At 66.8% G+C, this 19,481-nt stretch carries 18 protein-coding genes, 1 tRNA gene and 1 pseudogene; 11 read left to right on the top strand and 9 right to left on the bottom strand.

Translation table 11 applies throughout. From position 1 onward, the window contains the following. Positions 1-116: 116 nt before the first annotated feature. Positions 117-710 (top strand): TMEM175 family protein, encoded by a 594-nt coding sequence (locus PV781_RS01345; RefSeq protein ID WP_274773825.1) that lies wholly within the window; start codon positions 117-119, stop codon positions 708-710. A 125-nt stretch (positions 711-835) separates the two neighbouring features. On the opposite strand, the gene PV781_RS01340 is transcribed toward PV781_RS01345, so the two are convergent. Further along, positions 836-2,671, bottom strand: a complete 1,836-nt coding sequence (locus tag PV781_RS01340) for a calcium-binding protein (RefSeq protein ID WP_274773824.1) — start codon at positions 2,669-2,671, stop codon at positions 836-838. A 342-nt stretch (positions 2,672-3,013) separates the two neighbouring features. On the opposite strand from PV781_RS01340, the gene PV781_RS01335 reads away from it, so the two are divergent. Both PV781_RS01335 and PV781_RS01330 read left to right on the top strand, forming a co-directional pair. Next, a complete protein-coding gene (locus PV781_RS01335) occupies positions 3,014-3,931 on the top strand; it encodes an AAA family ATPase (RefSeq protein ID WP_274774148.1) in 918 nt (305 codons plus the stop codon). A 6-nt stretch (positions 3,932-3,937) separates the two neighbouring features. Then, on the top strand, positions 3,938-5,140 hold the full coding sequence (locus PV781_RS01330) for a vWA domain-containing protein (RefSeq protein ID WP_274773823.1): 1,203 nt from the start codon (positions 3,938-3,940) through the stop codon (positions 5,138-5,140). Here PV781_RS01330 and PV781_RS01325 read toward each other — a convergent pair. Beyond that, positions 5,088-6,128, bottom strand: a complete 1,041-nt coding sequence (locus PV781_RS01325) for a lysine-2,3-aminomutase-like protein (protein ID WP_274773822.1) — start codon at positions 6,126-6,128, stop codon at positions 5,088-5,090. The two genes, PV781_RS01330 and PV781_RS01325, sit on opposite strands and share 53 nt — an antisense overlap. Positions 6,129-6,240: 112 nt before the next feature. Between PV781_RS01325 and PV781_RS01320 the strand changes: the two genes are divergently transcribed. From PV781_RS01320 to PV781_RS01310, 3 genes are all read left to right on the top strand, one after another. Further along, a complete protein-coding gene (locus tag PV781_RS01320; protein WP_274773821.1) occupies positions 6,241-6,564 on the top strand; it encodes an XdhC family protein in 324 nt (107 codons plus the stop codon). A 91-nt stretch (positions 6,565-6,655) separates the two neighbouring features. Continuing rightward, the gene (locus tag PV781_RS01315; RefSeq protein WP_274773820.1) at positions 6,656-7,360 is read left to right on the top strand and encodes an XdhC family protein; all 705 of its coding nucleotides are present in this window, start codon (positions 6,656-6,658) and stop codon (positions 7,358-7,360) included. Beyond that, a complete protein-coding gene (locus PV781_RS01310; RefSeq protein WP_274773819.1) occupies positions 7,357-8,982 on the top strand; it encodes a molybdopterin-binding/glycosyltransferase family 2 protein in 1,626 nt (541 codons plus the stop codon). Before PV781_RS01315 ends, PV781_RS01310 begins: the two co-directional genes overlap by 4 nt. 21 nt (positions 8,983-9,003) lie before the next feature. Here PV781_RS01310 and PV781_RS01305 read toward each other — a convergent pair whose 3' ends face one another. Continuing rightward, complete coding sequence (locus PV781_RS01305; protein ID WP_274773818.1) at positions 9,004-9,465, bottom strand: DUF488 domain-containing protein; 462 nt, start codon at positions 9,463-9,465, stop codon at positions 9,004-9,006. Positions 9,466-9,698: 233 nt separating this feature from the next. On the opposite strand from PV781_RS01305, the gene PV781_RS01300 reads away from it, so the two are divergent. The 4 genes from PV781_RS01300 to PV781_RS01285 all read left to right on the top strand — a co-directional run bounded on the left by PV781_RS01300 (position 9,699) and on the right by PV781_RS01285 (position 13,099). Beyond that, complete coding sequence (locus tag PV781_RS01300) at positions 9,699-10,409, top strand: glutathione S-transferase N-terminal domain-containing protein (RefSeq protein WP_274773817.1); 711 nt, start codon at positions 9,699-9,701, stop codon at positions 10,407-10,409. A 117-nt stretch (positions 10,410-10,526) separates the two neighbouring features. Further along, entirely contained in the window at positions 10,527-12,536 is a 2,010-nt protein-coding gene (locus tag PV781_RS01295) for a tetratricopeptide repeat protein (protein WP_274773816.1), read from the top strand. After that, the gene (locus tag PV781_RS01290; RefSeq protein WP_274773815.1) at positions 12,533-12,943 is read left to right on the top strand and encodes a DUF6165 family protein; all 411 of its coding nucleotides are present in this window, start codon (positions 12,533-12,535) and stop codon (positions 12,941-12,943) included. Before PV781_RS01295 ends, PV781_RS01290 begins: the two co-directional genes overlap by 4 nt. Positions 12,944-13,008: 65 nt before the next feature. Beyond that, positions 13,009-13,099, top strand: a tRNA-Ser gene (locus tag PV781_RS01285). On the opposite strand, the pseudogene PV781_RS01280 reads toward PV781_RS01285, so the two are convergent. From PV781_RS01280 to traA, 6 genes and pseudogenes are all read right to left on the bottom strand, one after another. Next, positions 13,070-14,698, bottom strand: a pseudogene (locus tag PV781_RS01280) (recombinase family protein); the annotation flags it as partial. The gene PV781_RS01285 and the pseudogene PV781_RS01280 sit on opposite strands and share 30 nt — an antisense overlap. Continuing rightward, entirely contained in the window at positions 14,695-15,156 is a 462-nt protein-coding gene (locus PV781_RS01275; protein ID WP_063112035.1) for a type II toxin-antitoxin system VapC family toxin, read from the bottom strand. The pseudogene PV781_RS01280 and the gene PV781_RS01275, both read right to left, overlap by 4 nt. After that, complete coding sequence (locus PV781_RS01270) at positions 15,153-15,401, bottom strand: type II toxin-antitoxin system Phd/YefM family antitoxin (RefSeq protein WP_082772848.1); 249 nt, start codon at positions 15,399-15,401, stop codon at positions 15,153-15,155. Before PV781_RS01270 ends, PV781_RS01275 begins: the two co-directional genes overlap by 4 nt. 86 nt (positions 15,402-15,487) lie before the next feature. Next, positions 15,488-15,634, bottom strand: coding sequence for a hypothetical protein (locus PV781_RS01265; RefSeq protein WP_229644492.1), 147 nt, complete (start codon positions 15,632-15,634; stop codon positions 15,488-15,490). An 85-nt stretch (positions 15,635-15,719) separates the two neighbouring features. Then, a complete protein-coding gene (locus tag PV781_RS01260) occupies positions 15,720-15,938 on the bottom strand; it encodes a helix-turn-helix transcriptional regulator (RefSeq protein ID WP_063112037.1) in 219 nt (72 codons plus the stop codon). A 128-nt stretch (positions 15,939-16,066) separates the two neighbouring features. Next, positions 16,067-18,982, bottom strand: a complete 2,916-nt coding sequence (traA, locus tag PV781_RS01255; RefSeq protein ID WP_063112038.1) for a Ti-type conjugative transfer relaxase TraA — start codon at positions 18,980-18,982, stop codon at positions 16,067-16,069. Positions 18,983-19,153: 171 nt separating this feature from the next. On the opposite strand from traA, the gene PV781_RS01250 reads away from it, so the two are divergent. Next, positions 19,154-19,480, top strand: a complete 327-nt coding sequence (locus tag PV781_RS01250) for a conjugal transfer protein TraD (RefSeq protein WP_197430434.1) — start codon at positions 19,154-19,156, stop codon at positions 19,478-19,480. Position 19,481 lies beyond the last annotated feature (1 nt).

The raw sequence follows: 19,481 nt of genomic DNA, 5'->3' as shown, positions 1-19,481 counted from the left end.
TCGTGACGATCCGGCTGGCTTTTTCATGACATCGCCCGCGGCGGCCTTGGCCTTGCCGCCGAAAGCGGTGCCGGGCAGGCTGTGGACTTTCAGTTTCGCATTGGGCCCGCTTGCAGATGAACCGATTTTCCAGGCCCCGCCTCGACAGTCTCACCGACGGCATCTTTGCCTTCGCCATGACGGTGCTGGTGCTGGACATTCGCCTGCCGCCCGACCTGCCGCTCACCACCCCAGCGGATCTCACAGCCCATCTGGTGAGCTTATGGCCGCAGACCTTGACCTATGTGATCAGCTTCTTCGTCCTGGGCGCGCACTGGCGCGGCATCGCGGAAGCGCGCACGAACGCTGAGACGGCAACGTCCACGCAGGTGCAGTTGCAACTGGTCTATTTGTTCTTTGTGACCCTGGTGCCGTTTTCTTCAAGCCTTGTGGGAAAGTACGGATCGCTGGCGCCCGCCATCTTCTTCTATGCGGGCAACATGATCGCCTTGAGCGTGTTCGCCATTGCCCTGCGCTTCAAGGATATTCCGCCCAACGAGCCGGCCTCACTGCGTCGGGCGGCAGGCACGCACCTGCCGGTCTTCATCGCCTCTGCGGCCCTCTCGGCGCTGCTGGCCCTTGTGGTGCCAGAACATGCGATGCTGGCCTATTTGTTGAACCTTATCACGCGTCTTCCCGGACGCCGGACCAGCGGCGGCCCCAAACGCTGAAACGAGACCGGCCGCCTGGGAGGGCGGCCGGTTGAGATTGGATGTGGTGTCGGGAGCCGAAGCCGCCCACCTTGAGGGCTGCGCCTTGAACGGGCTTGCTCGCCCGCCCTCGGCGGCCGGCCACTTCAGACGAAGAGGAAATCGCCGCTGTCGAACTGCGCCACCGTCATGTTGCGCACCAGGAGGGCATCGTCATTTCCGAAGACGAAGGCCACGTCATTCCCCCATTGCTGGGCATGGGCCATGAGTTCCTCGGTGCTCGCCACCTGAAGGTCGGCCTTGAACAGAATGGTGTCCGAGCCCTTCTCGAAATCGGCAATCTGGTCAAAGCTGTAGCCGAGGCCGAACACAAAGGTGTCGGCGCCCTGGTTGCCTTCCAGCGTGTCGGTTCCGGCGGCGCCATCCAGCACGTCATTGCCGCCACGGCCGGCGAGATAGTCGTTGCCGCCCAGGCCCGAAAGCACATTGGCGCCCTCATTGCCCACCAGCAGGTTGCCGATCTCGTTTCCGGTGCCGGACAGGTCGGCGGTGCCGGTCAGGTTGAGGTTCTCGACATTCTGGCTGAGCGTGAAGGAGACCGAGCTTTCGACCGTATCAAGGGAGCCGTCATCAATGGTCTGGCCGAACACCTCGTTCACGATGTCGAGGATGTTGTCGACCTTGTAATAGTCGGAGCCGGCACCTCCGCGCATGTCATCCGCGCCGAGGCCGCCATCCAGATAGTCATTGCCGCCGAGGCCGGCCAGTACATTGGCGGCGTCATTGCCGTAGATGTAGTTGGCGCCATCATTGCCGGTTCCGGAGAGCGCCTGGCTGCCCTGAAGCTGGAGCACCTCGATATGGTCGCCCAGGGTGAACGATACCCCGGCATAGACCACGTCCCAGGCGCCATCATCGGTGCCGCCGTCCTCGACCGCCACGTCGCCGAGCGAATCCACCACATAATAGTCGGAGCCCGCGCCGCCATACATGTGGTCGGAGCCGGCACCGCCATCCAGATAGTCCCGTCCTGCGCCGCCGAAGAGGATATCCCGACCGGCTCCGCCATACAGCGGATTATCGGCGCTGTTGCCGGTGATGATGTTGGCGAGGTCATTGCCGGTGCCGGAAATGACATCGATGCCCAGCAGGGTCAGGTTTTCCACGCGGTCCCCCAGGGTGAAGGACACGGAGGAGAGGACCGTGTCGACGGCGCAGTCGCGCCCCTGCTCGTCGACCACGTCGCCCAGATTATCCACCAGGTAGATGTCGGCCCCGATGCCGCCCTGCATCACATCGGCGCCGAGGCCGCCATCCAGGAAGTCGGATCCCGCACCGCCCAGCAAGGTGTCGTTCCCGGCGCCGCCGAACAGATCGTCCGCCCCAGCCCCGCCGCCGAGCACATCATGGCCGTCTCCGCCATACAACACGTCGCTGCCCGCTCCGCCGGACAGGATGTCGTCTCCGGCGCCGCCAAACAGGATGTCGGCGCCCTGGCCGCCCACCAGATGGTCGTTGCCGTCGCCGCCATAGAGCGTATCGTCGCCAGCGCGGCCGAATATCTCGTCATTGCCGGCCCCGCCATACAGCATGTTGGCGGCGGCATTGCCGATCAGAAGATTGTCCAGTTCGTTGCCGGTGCCGATGATCGCGCTGCCAGCCAGGCGCAGGTTTTCCACGAAGGCGGGGAGGGTGAAATCCACCTTGGCCACCACGCTGTCGATGGAGCCGTCATCGCTCGCCTGGCCGGATTCCTCGTCAACGAGATCGCCATCGGCATTCACGCGATAAAGGTCGGCGCCTGCGCCTCCCATCATCACGTCATTGCCCTTGCCGCCATTCAGGATGTCGCCGCCACCGGCGCCGATCAGCGTGTCGTTGCCACGGTGTCCCAGTAGCCGCTCGGCGAGCTGTGTGCCTTCGATCAGATCGTCATAGGCCGTGCCGCGAAGTGTCGTGTAAGTGGAATCCGAAAAGGCCATTTTTTATTCTCGCTGGGTCAAGCGGTCTTGAAGCGTTCGGCTCGCCCTTAGCGTAGCCGTGGCATGGTTTAAAGAGACGAAAATTGGCTGCAATGAGGAGATGAAGCAGCTGTGATCGATCTCTTTGGCGTGATCGGTACAGCGTTTCACTAAAGTGATCGATGCACCCTCTGCCTTTTTCCCTTCATCCCCGGCCAATCATCCCACCGTTCTCGCCCATTACAGCCACGCCCAGGTTGCGCGCGCGCAAGGCGGATTGCGGGCGCGTGGGGTGGCCATTATCTTCTTCCTGCGCTTTGTTTTTTCGCCCGGGGCGCGCGTCGGGGCGCCGGAGGTCGGATGATGGATCAGCTTGCACGCCTGGGCTCCATCGACGAGACGGCACGCCTGCTGCGCGGCGCGGGCTATGTGCCGGACAGGTCGCTTGCCACCGTGGTGCATCTGGCGCTGCGCATGGGACGGCCTTTGCTTTTGGAGGGCGAGGCCGGAGTCGGGAAGACCGAGGTCGCCCGCACGCTCGCGCGTGCGCTGGGCCGACGCCTCATTCGCTTGCAATGCTACGAGGGACTCGATCTCGCGGCTGCCGCCTATGAATGGAACTACCCCGCCCAGATGATCGCCATCCGGCTGGCCGAGGCGGCCGGGGATGCGGACAAGGCGACCATTTCCTCCGACATCTTCTCGGAGCGCTTCCTGTTGCGCCGCCCGCTGCTCGACGCGCTCAATCCCGACCCGGCCGGTCCGCCGGTTCTCCTGGTGGATGAACTGGACCGCACGGACGAAGCCTTCGAGGCCTTCCTGCTGGAATTGCTGTCGGACTTCCAGGTGACCATTCCCGAGCTTGGCACCATCAAGGCGCCCCACCCGCCCATCGTGGTGCTCACCTCCAACCGCACCCGGGAAATCCATGACGCCCTGAAGCGGCGTTGCCTGTTCCACTGGGTGGATTATCCGGACGCGGAGCGGGAACTGGCCATCCTGCGGGCACGCCTTCCGAATGTGCCGGAGCAGCTCTCCCGCCAGGTGGTGGCCTTCGTGCAGGCCATCCGCAAGGAGGACCTGTTCAAGGTGCCGGGCGTTGCGGAAACCCTCGACTGGGCCTCGGCCCTCGTGGAACTGGACGCGGTGGCCCTTGATCCCGCGACGGTGAAGGACACGCTCGGGGTTCTGCTGAAATATCAGGACGACCTGGCGCGGACAGATGCGCCGCGCATCCAGCGCCTGCTGGAGGAGACCCGCCACGCCCTTGCCGCGGACTAGCCGGCCGTGACGGGCGGAAAGCTGGCGGAGAACGTAATGCATTTCGGCCGCGCCTTGCGTGCGGCGGGGCTTCCCGTGGGGCCGGGACGCATTCTTGATGCAGCCGAGGCCCTTTCGGTCGCCGGGGTGGGCAGCCGCGAGGACGTCTATTGGACCCTGCATGCGGTGTTCGTGACGCGCCGGGAGCATCATGAGGTGTTCCACCAGGCCTTTGGCCTGTTCTGGCGCCGGCGCGACCGCATGGAAAAGCTGATCGCGCTGCTCTCTCCAGAGGCGATCGGTGCCAGACCGAAGGAAAAGGGCCTGCTGCGCCGGGTGGAGGAGGCGTTCGCGCCCGCCCCCACGCGGCGCGCGGCTCCTGAGCCTCCGGAAATGGAATGGGATGCCCGGCTCACGGCCTCCGCCGAGGACGTCCTGCGGGGCAAGGATTTCGCCCAGATGAGCGCTGACGAGGCGCGCGACGCTCGGGCGCGGATCGCGCAGATGCGCATGCCCGACGACCTGGTTCCCACCCGGCGGTTCGCGCCCGATCCGCGCGGGCGACGGCCGGATCTGCGCGCCGCATTGAGGGCAGGGCTCGCCACCGGGGGCCTCTTCCTGCCGCTGCGCCACCGGGCGCCGCGCCGGCGGCCGCCGCCACTGGTGGCGTTGCTGGATATATCCGGCTCCATGGCCGACTATTCCCGGCCGGTGCTGCATTTCCTCCACGCGCTCACCGCCGAGCGCAAGAGGGTGCACAGTTTCCTGTTCGGGACCCGCCTGACCAATGTCACCCGGGCCTTGCGCCACAAGGATCCGGACGAAGCCTTGGCGCAGGTGGCGGCGGCGGCGCAGGACTGGTCCGGCGGCACCCGCATCGCCGCCTCGCTGCGCGCCTTCAACAAGGATTGGTCACGCCGGGTGATGGCCCAGAGCCCGGTGGTGCTGCTGGTCACGGACGGTCTGGAGCGGGATGTGGGGCCGGAACTGGAAGAGGAAATCGCCCGGCTGCACCGCTCGTGCCGCCGGCTGATCTGGCTCAATCCGCTGCTGCGCTATGCCGGCTTCGAGCCCAAGGCCAAGGGCGTGCGCGCCCTGCTGCCCCATGTGGACGAGTTCCGCTCCGTGCACAATCTTGACAGCCTGGACGCCTTGGTGGACGCGCTCTCCGCGCCCCTCACTCCGCGTCTGGATAGGGATGTCGCCGCCCGTCCCGGTCGCGGACGCTGAGCGCACCGTCGGGGCTTACCTCAACGGCGGATTCCAGCGGCGCCTTGCCGTGGCCGCCGGGAATATCGAGCACGTAAGTGGGCAGGCAAAGGCCGGAGATGTGCCCCCGCAATTGCGCCACAAGCGCCTGGCCCTCCGCGACCGAAAGGCGGAAGTGAGAGGTGCCGGGGGCAAGATCGGGATGATGCAGGTAATAGGGCTTCACCCGGTTCGCCACCAGGGCGCGGAACAGATCCGCCAGGGTGGCGGCGCTGTCATTGACGCCGCGAAGCAGCACGGTCTGTGAGAGGACAGGGATGCCCGCATCCACCAGCCGTGACAAAGCCGCCCGCGCTTCCGGCGTGAGTTCGCGCGCATGGTTCACATGAACCGCTACATAGGGCGTCACCCCCTCGGCCCGCAAGGCGGCGACCACGTCCGCGCTCACCCGCTCTGGGGCGGCGATGGGAATGCGGGTATGCAGGCGCATCACCTGCACATGGCCCATCTCCCCCAGCCGCCGCGCCAGATGCTGCATGCGGCGCGGGGAGAGCATGAAGGGATCGCCCCCGGTGAGGATCACTTCCCAGATCTCGGGATGGCCAGCCACATAGGCGAGCGCCGCCTCGATCTCGCGATCGCTCAAGGTGGTCTCCGCGCCAGGTCCGACCATTTCCCGGCGGAAGCAGAAGCGGCAATAGACGGCGCACACGCCCACCGCTTTGAGCAGCACCCTGTCGGGATAGCGGTGGACGATGCCCTTCACCGGCGAGAAGGCCTCATCGCCAATGGGATCGGCAAGCTCCTGCGGAAGGATGTTAAGCTCGGCGACCTCGGGAAGGAACTGCCGCGCGATGGCCTGCGCGCTATCGGTGCCGTCCATCAGCCGGGTGAGGGTCGGTGTGACCGCGACCGCATAACGGGCGGCGACGCGAGCGAGGTCGGCGCGGTTTGTCTCGGGGGCGAGGCCGGCGGCGATCAGATCGTCCGCGGTGCGCAATGTGGTCATCAAGGGTCCGGTACGGGTGATGGGTGCGCTTCGGGCTCGCAGGGGAAGCGGAGGCCTCCTATATATGGAAGGGAATGACGAAGCCATACGCCCTGCAAGGGAGGCACTGGCCATGCTCGCACGGGATGAGGACGTTCTTGGGGCCGCGCTTCAATGGCGCAAGGAGGGCCGGGGGGTGGCGCTCGCGACCGTCCTGGAGACCTGGGGATCGGCACCCCGGCCGGTGGGAAGCCATCTGGCCATAGACGGGGAGGGCAACTTCCTCGGCTCGGTGTCCGGCGGTTGCGTGGAGGGCGCGGTGGTCAGCGAAGCAGCGGAGGTCATCGAGACCGGCACGCCGCGCATCCTGGAATTCGGGGTTGCCGACGAGACCGCATGGCGGGTCGGCCTATCCTGTGGCGGCGCCATCCGCGTCTACGTGGAACGGGTCGACTGAAGCCGGTTTCTTGAGCGCCCCCTCCCTTCGCGCCGCGCCGGGTGCGGTTTCGATCGCCCCCGTCGCTGTCTTTCCTTCCCGGTTTGAATCCATGCGCCTCGATCTGCTTGAAATCCTCCATGCCGAGCGCGCCGCCCGGCGCCCCGCCATTCTCGTCACGGAACTGACGGGCGGCGCGCAGCGCATCGTCCGCCCGGCCGAGGCAGCCGGCGATCCTCTGGCACCAGCCCTGAAGGCGGCGTTTCGCAGCGGCAAGAGCACCTTGGCGGGGGAGGGGGAAGACCGGTCCTTCCTCACCGTCCAGGTGCCCCCCCCGCGCATGGTGGTGATCGGGGCCGTGCACATCTCGCAGGCGCTCGCGCCCATGGCGAAGCTCACCGATTTCGACCTCACCATCGTGGACCCGCGCACCGCCTTTGCCACGCCGGAGCGGTTTCCCGATGTGCGGCTGCTGGCCCGTTGGCCGGAAGAGGTGATGGACGAATTGGCCCTCGACCCCTTCACGGCCCTTGTGGCGCTCACCCATGATCCCAAGATCGACGAGCCGGCCCTGGAAGCTGGGCTGAAGGCGGGGTGCTTTTATGTGGGGGCGCTCGGTTCGCGCCGCACCCACGCCAAGCGCCTGGAGCGGCTCACCGCGCGCGGCCTGGCGCCGGAGGAGACGGGACGCATCCAGGCGCCCATCGGCCTTGATATCGGCGCAGTGAGCCCCGCCGAAATCGCGGTGGCCATTCTCGCCCAGGTCATCGCAGCCCTGCGCAAGGAGCCGGCGAGCGGCGCGGGAGCGGCAGCGTGAAATTCGGACCCGTGCCGGTCGCCGAGGCGCTTGGCCGCCTCGCCGGCCATTCGGTGCAGGTCGGGGGACGGGTGATCCGCAAGGGCACGCGGTTCGACGAGGCGCATATCGCCGCGCTGCACTCCGATGGGGTGGAGACGGTGATCGCGGCTGAGATGGAGCCAGGCGATTTGCCGGAAGATCTGGCCGCCGCACGCCTCGCTGCGGCGCTCGCTGGCCCTGGGACGCGTGCGGCCGACGCCTTTACCGGACGGGCCAACCTGCACGCGCTGCATGCCGGGCTCTTGCGCCTCGCGCCCCCGGCCGTGGATGCCTTCAACCTGGTGCACGAGAGCATTACGCTCGCCACCTTGCCCGCCTTCAGCCCAGTGGCTGCCGGGGACATGGTGGCGACGGTGAAGATCATTCCCTTCGCGGTCCAGGAGGACGTGGTCGCTGAGGCGCTCAGCCAGGGCCAGGGCCTTCTGGACGTGGCTCCCTTCCGACGCCAGCGGGTGGCGCTCGTCTCCACCTTGCTGCCGGGGCTCGCGCCCAAGGTGCTGGACAAGACCCGGCGCGTCACGGCCGAGCGGCTCGCACGCCTGGAGGCGCGCCTCGTCTGCGACCTGCGGGTGCCCCATGATCCGGCCGCGCTGTCTGCTGCCCTCGCGGAGGCGAGTGCCTGCGGCGCGGATTGCATCCTCGTCTTCGGCGCCTCCGCCATTGCCGACCGCCGGGACGTGATTCCCGTGGCGCTCGAGCAAGCCGGAGGGCGCGTGGAGCGCCTTGGCATGCCGGTGGATCCGGGGAACCTGCTCATGCTGGGTTGGCTTGCCGACATCCCGGTGCTGGGCGCGCCGGGTTGCGCGCGCAGCCCCAAGGAGAACGGCTTCGACTGGGTCCTGGCGCGCGTCCTCGCGGACATTCCCGTGACCGGGGCGGACATTGCCCGGCTGGGCGTCGGCGGCCTGCTCGGCGAAATCCCCACCCGTCCGCAGCCGCGCGACGAGCCTCCGGCCGAGTCGCCCGCCGCCATCGCCGCCGTCATCCTGGCCGCCGGGCGCGGCACGCGCATGGCAGATCAGAACAAGCTACTGGCGGAGGTGGGCGGCCGTCCCGTGGTGCGGCGGGTGGCGGAAGCGGCCTTGGCCTCGGCCGCCCGACCGGTGGTGGTGGTCACCGGGCATGACCGCGCGCGGATCGAGGCGGCCCTGGCGGGGTTGCCCGTGATGTTCATGCACAACGAGCGGTACCAGGACGGCATGGCGGGTTCAGTGCGCACCGGCATAGCCGCCGTGCCCCGCGATGCCGGTGGGGCCATCCTGCTGCTGGGAGACATGCCGCTGGTTTCGGCGGACCTGATCGACGCCGAGATTGCGGCCTTTGGGCCCGAGCGTGGCCGGCTCATTGTCGTCCCTGTGCGGAATGGCGCCCGGGGCAATCCGGTCTTATGGTCCCGCCGGTTCTTCCCGGACCTGTGCGCCCTTGAGGGGGACGTGGGCGCGCGGCACCTCATTGCGGCCCATGGGGAGGCCGTGTGCGAGGTGGAAGCTGAAGGTCCCGGAGCCTTTCTTGACGTGGACACGCCGGAAGCGTTGGCTGAGGTCCGGCAGGCGTCGGACCCACGCTTCAGGGAGGCCTGAGCAAGACCCGAGGAGATCCCCTCAGAACGGGTCGGCCACCAGATGGTCCACCGGGACATCGAGCCGTTCGCACAGCCACTGGGCGAGCCTGAGCCGATGGCATCCCGCCACATGCCGTTCGTAGCACAAGAGACAGAGCTGCCGGCCTTTCGCAAGGTCGGCCAGTTCCTCCAGCGCGACCTTTGCGGCGGGGGTCTCCAGATGGGCATCATAGATTCGCATCAGGGCGTCGTGATCCCCGGACCGCGCCGCCAGCCGTCCCTCCTTCGGTGTGCCCAGGGTGCGCAGGTGGACATAGGCAATGCCGTGCGTCGCGATGCCGGAGGCAAGGGCCGTCTTGGAGAAACCGGGCCTGCGCGAGGCCGCAACCGCCCGCACATCCACCACCAGGTCAACGCCGGCCCGGACGAGGGCATCGGTGAAGGCTGTGGGAGTGGTCTGCTCGTAGCCGATGGTGAACAGGCCGGTCGTAACGCGCGCCATGTCATCTCCAAGTCCTGGCACGGGTAGCTTGCCATGAGACGCCCCGCGATGCACGGACGGTGCCTCGATCCGGTCTCAGGGATCCCCGCGCCACCCGGAAGGGTTGTGCCTGAATGTGAGCGGGCGCGGCGATGTTCGTGCGGCCCTAATGCTGCCACCTTGCCGTTCAGCGGCGGTGCGGCTAGGTCTATCCGCCTTCGTCGGCTTCGCGCCGTTGGAAGAGGAGCATACGCATGTCTGCCGCCCAGCAGCCGATCGAGCTTTATTACTGGCCGACCCCGAACGGATGGAAGATTTCCATCATGCTCGAGGAGTGCGAGCTTCCCTATGAGGTGAAGCTCATCAATATCGGCAAGGGCGACCAGTTCAAGCCGGACTTCCTGGCCATTTCCCCCAACAACAAGATGCCCGCCATCGTCGACCCGCAGGGTCCGGATGGCGCTCCCATCTCGGTGTTCGAATCGGGGGCGATCCTCCAGTATCTCGGCCGCAAGACCGGCCTGCTCTATCCCAAGGACGAGCGGGGTCGCGTGGAGGTGGACCAGTGGCTGTTCTGGCAGATGGGCGGCCTCGGCCCCATGGCCGGCCAGGCCCATCATTTCCGCATCTACGCGCCTGAAAAGATTCCCTATGCCATCGAGCGCTACACCAACGAGGTGCACCGGCTCTATGGCGTGATGAACACGCGCCTCGCTGACCGGGAGTTCCTGGCCGGCGCCTATTCCGTCGCAGACATTGCCTGTGTGGGCTGGGCGAAGCTGTGGGAGCGGCAGGGCCAGAAAATCGAGGACTTCCCTCACCTCAAGCGCTGGCTTGAGACCATGCTGGCGCGCCCGGCCGTACAGCGGGGCCTCGCGGTGAATGCCGAGGAGCGCCAGAAGGTGGACCTCGCCAAGGACAAGGACGCCCAGCGCGTCCTGTTCGGGCAGCGCGCGCGCCCCTGAGCAGCCGGCCGCCCTCAACAGCGGCGGCCCTTGGGCCGTCCCTGACATGACCGCTGCGGCCTCCCTCAAAGCAGGGCGCCGCGGCGGATTACGATTTTTCCGGAGATTTGTGTCCCGATGCAGCCCGATCCGCGTCTCGTCCTGGCCCAGGCGGCCGCCCTTCACCGTTCCGGGCAAGTGGACGCAGCCATCGAGGGTTTCCGGCAGGCGGCACGCCTCCAGCCGTCCTGGCCCGATCCTCACCGCATGCTGGCCATGGCGCTTCTGCAGAGCGGGCGGGCCAAGGAGGCGGTGCAGAGCGCGCGGACCGTCAGCACCTTGACGCCGAACGACCCCCACGCCCACCTGCTGCTGGGCGTGGGCCTCATGACAGCGGGTCAGGCGGAGAAGGCCATCTCGGCCTTCGAGCGCGCCATCCGCATCGCCCCGCGCCTCGGCGAGGCGCAGTTCCAGGCAGGCAATGCACTGGCCGCCTCCGGCCGCTTCAAGGAGGCGGTGGCCCGTTATGACAAGGCCCTTGAGATCGATCCTCTTGGGGTGGAGGCGCTGGTCAACCGCGCCGTTGCGCTCGCCCGCCTGAAGCGGCGCGACGAGGCGCTGGCGGACCTTGACCGGCTCATCGGCCTCCAGCCTTGGGCCGCCATGCATCATGTGAACAAGGCCGCCCTGCTGCTGGAGGGCGGCGATGCGGCGGTAGCCGACGCCATCGCCGCGGTCCAGAAGGCCATCGACATCGCCCCGAAGGATCCGGACGCCTGGTCCCTGCTCGGCCAGGCGCGGCTGGCGGGCGGAGACGTGGAGGGCGCCCGCGCCGCACACGAGCAGGCCGTCGCGGCATCCCCCGACCGGCCCGACCTGCGCGTGCCGCTGGTTCAGGTGTTGCGCTATCGGGAAGTCTTCGAAGAGGCCAAGGTGCATGCGGATGCCGCGCTGAAGATGGCGCCGCGCCATGTGGGCGCCCTCTATGAGCGCGCGGAGGTGCTACGGGCCCTGGATGAGCCGGTTGCGGCGCTCGCCGACATCGATGCCCTGCTGGCGCTCGAGCCGCGCCATGCCCGCGCGCTGGTGGCGCGGGCCATCATCCTCCAGGACGTCAACCGCGCCGAGGACGCCCGCGGCGCGCTGGACAAGGCCGCCCGCCTCGCGCCGGAGGAGCCTGATGTGCGCCTGCAACTGGGGCAGGACGACCTCGCCCGTGGCCGGTGGGAGAAGGGCTGGATCGGCTATGAGGCGCGTGGCGCAATCCTGCCACCCACCTACGCCCCACTGCCCTTCACCCGCTGGGATGGCAAGGAAACGCCTGAGCGCCTCGTGGTGCTGGTGGAGCAGGGCTATGGCGATGCCATCCAGTTCGCCCGCCTCGTTTCCCTGCTGGCGGATCGCGGCATTCCCGTGCGCTTCCTCACCCGCGCACCGCTGGTCCCGCTGTTTCGCACCCTCGACCCCCGCATCGAAGTGAGCGCGGAGCTTGATGACCTCGACCAGGGCGCACCGGGCCTGCGCTGGGTGCCCCTCGGCAGCCTGCCGCGCCTGCTCGCCCGCGACCCCGCCACCTGGCCCGCCACCCCCTACCTGAAGGCGGAAGCCGAGCGCACCGGCCAGTGGCAGCATGTGCGCGAAGAGGGCGATTTCATCGTGGGCATCACCTGGCAGGGTTCGACCCGCCGGGTGCTGGACATCGGCCGTTCCGCGCCCCTGGCGAAGTTCGCCCCCCTGGCCGAGATCGAGGGCGTGCGGCTGGTGGCGATCCAGCGCGGTCCAGGATCCGAGCAACTCGACCAGGTGGACTTCCGGGGCAAAGTGCTGAAGCTGGACGAGGATTTCGACACTGACGGAGCCTTCCTCGACACCGCCGCACTGCTTCAAAATCTCGATCTGGTGGTGACCACGGACACGTCCATGGCCCATCTGTGCGGTGCCCTGGCGGTTCCCGGCCTGGTCGCCCTGCGCGCCGTGCCCGACTGGCGCTGGGGGAGGGCAGGGGAGCGGAGCGTTTTTTATCCCTCGCTCGAACTGGTCCGCCAGGCCAGCCCGGGCGACTGGGATGGCGTGTTCGCCCGCATCGCCGAGAAGGTGCGGGAGCGACGCAATGCGCGGGACGCCGCCAGCAAGGGAGGCATGGAATGAGCGGGTCTGGCTCGGCGCCGGAGGCGCTGGAAATCCTTGCTCCCATTTCGGCAGGGGAGCTGATCGACAAGATCACCATCCTGGAGATCAAGGCGGGGAGAATTTCCGATCCGACCAAGCTTGCCAATGTCCGCCGCGAACTTGCCGAGCTCGACGCTTTGCGGACCCGCCACCGCCTCGAAGGCCTGGATGTTCTCACCGCGGACCTGCGCACCGTGAACGAGACCCTCTGGGAGGTGGAGGACGAGCTTCGTCTGCTGGAAGTCGAACAGCGCTTCGATGCTCGCTTCGTCGCCCTTGCCCGGGCGGTCTACCAGACCAATGACCGGCGCGCCGCGCTCAAAAAGGAGATCAACCTGCTGGTCGGCTCGGCCATCGTGGAGGAAAAATCCTACGCCGGCACCTGATTTCCGGGGGAATGCGCGCCCCCCTTCTTGCCAACCGCGCCCGCCTTCGGCATAGGAGGCGCTAAGGAGACGTGGCCGAGAGGCTGAAGGCACTCGTTTGCTAAATGAGCAGACCCCAAAAGGGTCTCGAGGGTTCGAATCCCTCCGTCTCCGCCACTTCAGTCCCTGAGTGGGCACTGCGCTTACGCCGCCGCCCGACACCAGCGCCTGAAGCAGCTGGGTCTTCGATCCCATGATCCGAACCTCGCCGTCCGCGACCTCGACACGCTGGGCTAGCGCGCGCAGGTGGTCGCGGCGGTAGCCGCCGCCTTCGAGGCGGATGCGCTGGCGGGCTGTCTTGGCGAAGGTGCGGACCATTTGCGGGGTGACGGCCTTGGAGCCGGAGCTGTCGAGCATGGCCTGGGCGCGCTCGGCGTCGGCCTTGGCCTGATCGCGGATGGCCTTGAGGCCGTCGATGCGGTCCTTGAGCGCCGGATCGTCGATGTCGGCCACGCCCGCCTCAATGGCATCGTAGAGGCGTTTCAGGCGCAGTTCCGATTCGGTAGCACGCTTGTTCAGTTCGGCGATGTGCTCGCGGCGGCGCTGGGATTGCTCCTGCCTGCGGTCGAGAACACTGGCGAGGATGGCTTCCAACCGCTCGGGCTGGAGAAGCTGGCTTTCAAGGTGATCGGCGACAAGATTGTCCAGCTTGTCCATCGGCACAGCCATGCCCTCGCAGGCGGTCGGTCCCTGCCGCGCCTTCATGGAGCAGGCATAGTAACGATAACGCCCGCCCTTGCCGGTGCGGATGGTCATGGCGCCGCCGCACTTGGCGCAGTGGATCAGGCCGGTGAGCATGGTCGGGCCGCTGATAACGGCGGAAGGGATGAGCTTGGGGTTGCGGGCCTTCAAGAGCGCCTGCACGGTGTCGAACGTCTCGCGGTCGATGATCGGCGGCACCGGAACCGTGACGATCTCGCTGACGGGTTTCAGTTCCTTGGTCTTGCTGCGCTTGTTGAACTCATGCTCGCCCATATAGGTGCGACGGGTCAGGATGCGGTGAACCTGACCGATGCCCCAGCGCCCGCCGTCGCGGGTGAAGATGCGGCGGCTGTTGAGATAGGAGACGATGTTCTTGACGCCCATCTGGCCGGTGGTGCCGTCACCTTCCAGCGCAAGCCGATAGATCAGCCGTACCGTGTCGGCGTGCAGCGGATCGATTTCGAGCTTCTTCTTGACCTTGGCCCCGCGCTGCTCGGCGGCGACAACCCGGTAGCCGATAGGTGGGAGCGCGCCGTTCCAGAAGCCTTGCCGGGCGTTCTCCTTTAAGGCGCGCATGACGTGCTTGGCGTTTTCCTTCGACTGGTATTCATCGAACAAAGCCATGATCTGGCGCATCATGACGTGCATGGGGTCGTCCCCCATTTCCTGAGTGATCGAAACCAGCTTGACGCCGTTCTTCGCCAGCTTGCGGACATAGAACTCCAGTTCGAAGTGATCGCGGAAGAAGCGGCTGAACGAATGGACTACGACGACATCGAATGGCGCGGGCTTGCTGGTCCCCGCCTCGATCATGCGCTGGAACTCGGGGCGGCGGTCGTTGGTGGCGGATGCGCCTGGCTCCACATAGGTTTCGACAAGCTGATAGCCGCGTGAGGCGCAGTAGGCTTCGCCCTGCCGCTTCTGGTCGGGGATGGAAACGTCATGCTCGGCCTGCCGCGCCGTCGAAACCCGAAGATAAAGGGCGGCACGCAGAGGGATTGTGGAAGCGGTCATGCCGGGCCTCCTTGTGCAGCCGCCTCGTCAGGCGACAACACGGCGACGCCGAACGGAAGGAAATGCTTCGTGTTTCGGGTGACGATGACGAGTTCATGCGCTGCGGCGATACCGGCAATCACGGCATCGGCCATTCCGGGGTCGTGACCGGCCGCAAGCGCCTTCGCCTCCAGCCGCCCGCCGATTGCGGCGGCCTGCGCGTCGAAGCCAATGATCTTGTCATCGTATGTGGAGACGAGACCACTGAGCCATGCTTGCAGGCTCGCGGCTTTCGTCGTCGCCCCCTTGTGGTCGAGGAGCGCGATTCCCTTCTCGATCTCGTGGATAGAAACGACCGACAGAAATAGCCGACCATCGGCGTCCATACGGTCCAGCCAGGTGAGGAAGTCAGTGGATGCTTCCGCCTTCGACGGCGCGAGCATGGAGACGACGTTGGTGTCGAGAAGGAAGCCGCTCAAAGCTCGACATCCCGCGATGGTTTGCGGTTGCGCGGGAACTCTCCGCCTGGGAACGTCCTGAGATAACTGACAAGGCCCGCCCGTTTACGTTCGAGCGCTTTGCGCGCGATCTCCGCCGCCTCAACCGAGACCAGGGCCGCAACGGGTTTGCCATGACGGGTGATGGTCACGATTTCTCCTTTGACGGCTTCATCGACCAGGCTCGAAAATCCAGCCTTGGCGTCTCTGAGGTTGATGGTCAGCATGTTGCGCCCTCACATATGTAGACACTTGTGACTACAAGTAGTCTGTCGGAGGGCAGATTTCAACGTCGATTTCGACGCCTGAAGCATCAGCCGCCGGAACAGAATAGTTCATCGAACAGGTCGCCGAACCATTGCTCGAACACCTCGATCTCAGCCTCTGTGACCGGAACGGGGCGCGGCCAATCGTCGGTGACGGTCCAGATGGACAGGTCGTGTTTGGGCGGTCGGCCCATGGGAACATGGTATCCCAGCAGCGCCTCAAGCTGCTCCGACGCTGTGGGCGGCCTGACGCGCCGGGCGCGGGAGCGCGCTCCGCGATCAGACGCCATCGCGGCCGCGCCCGCTTCCGGGCCGCCACGCCACGGGGTTGGCGACCCAACGGTCGATGTCGGATTCCCGCCAGCCCGCGCCGTTGATGCTGATCTTGATCTGGGGCGGGAACGTACCCTCGGCGATCTTGCGGTAGATGGTGGACCGGGACAGGCCGGTGCGGTCGCGGACGGTGTTCATGCGGATGATACGATCTGGCTGGCGCATGGCTGGGCTGCCTCCTGCTGGCTTTTCGTGGGACTGCCAGGAGAGGCAAAGGCAAGGGTTTATTGTTGTGCAATAGGGATTTAGCCGTCGTAGGGCCGTGGCGCAGAGGGGGCGGTAAATAGGACGGTTTACAGCCCGAGACCCCGGCCCCGGCCAAGCCCGAACGTGAGGGTGAGGTCACGGGCGACGCCCATTCCCGAATCGAATGAGATGCCGAGTTCGCGTTTGCGGTTGGCGAGCAGGGATTCCATCTGCGGGTCGCGTTCGAGGCTCTGCGCCATGTTCCCCATCGCCGCCCGCGCCGCCCTGTGACCTGCATAGTCGCCCGCCGCATAGCGTTGGTCGCTGGCCCGGTGGAGTTTCTGCCAGCGCTCCACGAAACGGTCGGCTCGCAGGCCGGGATCGGTGCGCAACTCGGTTTCCAGTTGCAGGGCGTGGATCGCGCGCCGGGCGTCACCTGACGCCGCCTCCGCCGCAAGCTGCGGGTTTTTCTTGTAGGCCGCTTCGGCGTCATGCGAGCCGTGGGGGCGCACCTCCTCGAACCGCTGGCGCGCCTCCTGCAATTCCCTGACCTGATCAGGTCTGGCCTCGCCGCCCTGATCCTGCGCCGCGAAGATCGCATCGACGGCGCGGGCATGACGGACGAGCGCCCGCCCACGCGCCCGGCGTAACGCCGCCTCCGGGTCTTCCTCCACCTTCCTTTCCGGCCCCTGTCCGTCTGCGGCGGGCAGGCGCAAGTCGTCGAAGATGCCGCGCACCTTCTCGGGAACTCGGCGGGCGATCTCCACAACACGCTCGACGTGCTCGCGGAAGGTGATGCCGCGCCGCTCGGCGTAATCCTGGGCCGGGTCGATCCGCTGGTAATCCGCTGCCATGTCCTTGGCGCGGTCGCGCGACAGGGTGTTGATAAGCCGGTCCCGGCTGGCGAAGTCGTCGTGGCCGTAATGCAGGTCCATGCCGTCGCGGTGTCTTGACAGGGCGACATAGCTGCCATGGCGGTCCATGCCGGGCGTCGCCAGCACATGGGCGCGGTCCACGGTCATGCCCTGCGCCTTGTGGATCGTGGCGGCATAGCCGTGGTCGATCTTGTTGTAGCCCTTCAGGTCGAACGTGACATTGCGCCCATCGTCGGCGCGGACGGTCATGCTCTGCCCGCTGACCTGCTCAATGGTGCCGAGCGTGCCGTTCTTCACGCCAAGGCTGCGCTCGTTTTGCAGGAACATAATGCGGTCGCCGGTGGCGAAATTCCGCACGCCGCGTTCGGCGGCGATATGCACATCCGCGCCAAGCTCGCCTGCATCGCGCACCCGTTCGCGGGCCGCCTCGTTCAATTCCCGCACGTCAGCATTGGTGTGGGTGAGGATGATACGGGTTGCGTCTGGGCTGGCCTGCCGGTCACGGTCCCAGCGGTCGATCAGGTCACGCCGCGCTTCTTCCCGCGTTCCAGCCTCATGCACCATGTCGCGGGCGCGGTAGGCGTTCAGGGCTTCGCCCGTCCGGCCGCTGGCGAGGTCGCGGGTCGCCTCACGCTGCCAGTCCTCATGCTGGCGGCGAACCTCGCTGATCTCCGCGCCGCCGTGGCGTTCGTGGATCGAGCGGAACGCCGCGCCCGCCTCGATGGATTGAAGCTGTTCCGGATCGCCGACCAGCACCACCTTCGCGCCGGCCTCGGCGGCATGGGACAGCACGCGCTCCAACTGCCGCGTGCCGACCATCCCGGCCTCGTCGATGACAAGCACGTCGCGGCTGGTGAGCATGTCGCGGCCCTGCGACCAGCGATGCTCCAGGCTGGCGATGGTGCGCGAGGCGATGCCCGATCCGCCTTCCAGACTCTCGGCGGCGATGCCGGAGAGCGCCGCGCCGCGAACCTCATAGCCCGCCGCTTCCCAGGCTTCGCGCGCCACACCCAGCATCGCGCTCTTCCCCGTCCCGGCATAGCCGACGACAATCCCAAGGTCGCGCCCGTCCGTGACATGCGCCAGCGCCTCGGTCTGCTCGCCGGAAAGGGTCAGCCCGCGATCCGCCGCGCGCGCCAACGCGGCTTCTCGGCCCCTGTCATTCACCTCATGGCGTTCGCGCTCGGCCATCATCGCGGTGGCGCGATGCAGGCGCTGTTCGGCCTCGATCATGCCGCGGCTGGTGAAGCGGTCCTGCCCAACATCGTCCTTGCCGAGTTCGACAAGATCGGGCGCGCCGCGCATCGCGCCCATGACCTCGTTGAACTGGTCGATGCCATCGCTGTGCCGGTGCGCGAACATCGCCATGTCGCGCCGTGTAAAGGTCGATTGCTGCTGGGTGATCGCGTCCAGGGCGATGTTCGGGTTCTGGATGATGCGCGCGCCGTTCTCGCGGGCGATGCGCCGGTGATCCTCGGCGCGGTCGGCCTCGATCCCGGTAGCCTCGATGCGCTGCGCCGGTGCGCCGATCTTGGTCTGCGGCTCAAGACCGATGCCCTGCGCCTCAAGGCTGCGGTGGTCGATCCGCGCGTCGATGTCGAGTTCGGCAAGACGCTCGTTGACGTGATCGGCCCAGCGTTCGCGCCAACGTTCGACCAGCTCGGTGCGGTTCCACTCCCGCACCTTCTGGCCGAACCCGTTGTCGTCCACGCTGCGCATGGTCAGCATGACATGGGCATGGGGTTTCGGCATTCCGTCTTCGCCGATATCCCAATGCACGTTCACATCGGCGATCATGCCCTGATCGACAAATTCGGCTTGGGCAAAATCGCGGGCCAGTTCGACGCCTTGGCGCTCCGTCATCTCACGCGGAAGGGCGAACTCCACCTCGCGGCAAAGCTGGGCGTCCTTCCTTTTCTCGAACGCCTCGACATCGTTCCAAAGCTTTTCGCGGTCGTTCCATTCCTCCGGTGCGTTCTCCGGCAGCATGACCTCGGAATGGACGACGCCGCGCTTGGCGGAAAAGTCCTGATCGCGGCCCAGCCGGTCGTCGCGCAACCGCGAGGCCGAGCGGTAGGCGGCGGCAGCCACCACGCTGCGGCCCGCCGCGCGTCCGATGACCTGAACGGAGAAATGGTAGATCGCCATGGCGACCGACCAGATACTGCTCCCAAGCGCACGTCGGAACGACGTATAAGCGCGCCCTCGAAATGAATTTCTCGGGACGGTCCGCGCCGTTCCAGGCCGTCCCGGCAACCTTACAGCATTCCGGCCGACACGAAACTATCATCGCTCCATCCATTGCTTATGGAGACGACGATGCGGAAACCACGGGACTATGGCGCTGAACTGAAGGCGCTGGAGGACAAGGCGCGGGAACTTAAAACGCGCAAGGTGCAGCAACTCGGCGAACTGGTGATCTTGACCGGAGCCGACGCGCTCACCGTCGACGAACTGGCGGGCGCGCTGATCGTGCTGGCCGAAACCAAGGACGCCGGAAAGAGGGAGGCGTGGGCCAAGCGCGGGGCCGCGTTCTTTCAAAGCCGGGCGCGGCGATCTGCATCGGCATCTGACCGCGACGCGGGCGGCGCTCAACCGCAACCGGACGGTGCGCAACCGGCATCAGGCAGCACGAGCGCGGCATGAT

It is taken from the genome of Aquabacter sediminis, assembly GCF_028863665.1.
GTDB lineage: Bacteria > Pseudomonadota > Alphaproteobacteria > Rhizobiales > Xanthobacteraceae > L1I39.
Note: the sequence above shows the minus strand (reverse complement) of the source record. Positions and strands in the feature narration are given on the sequence as shown.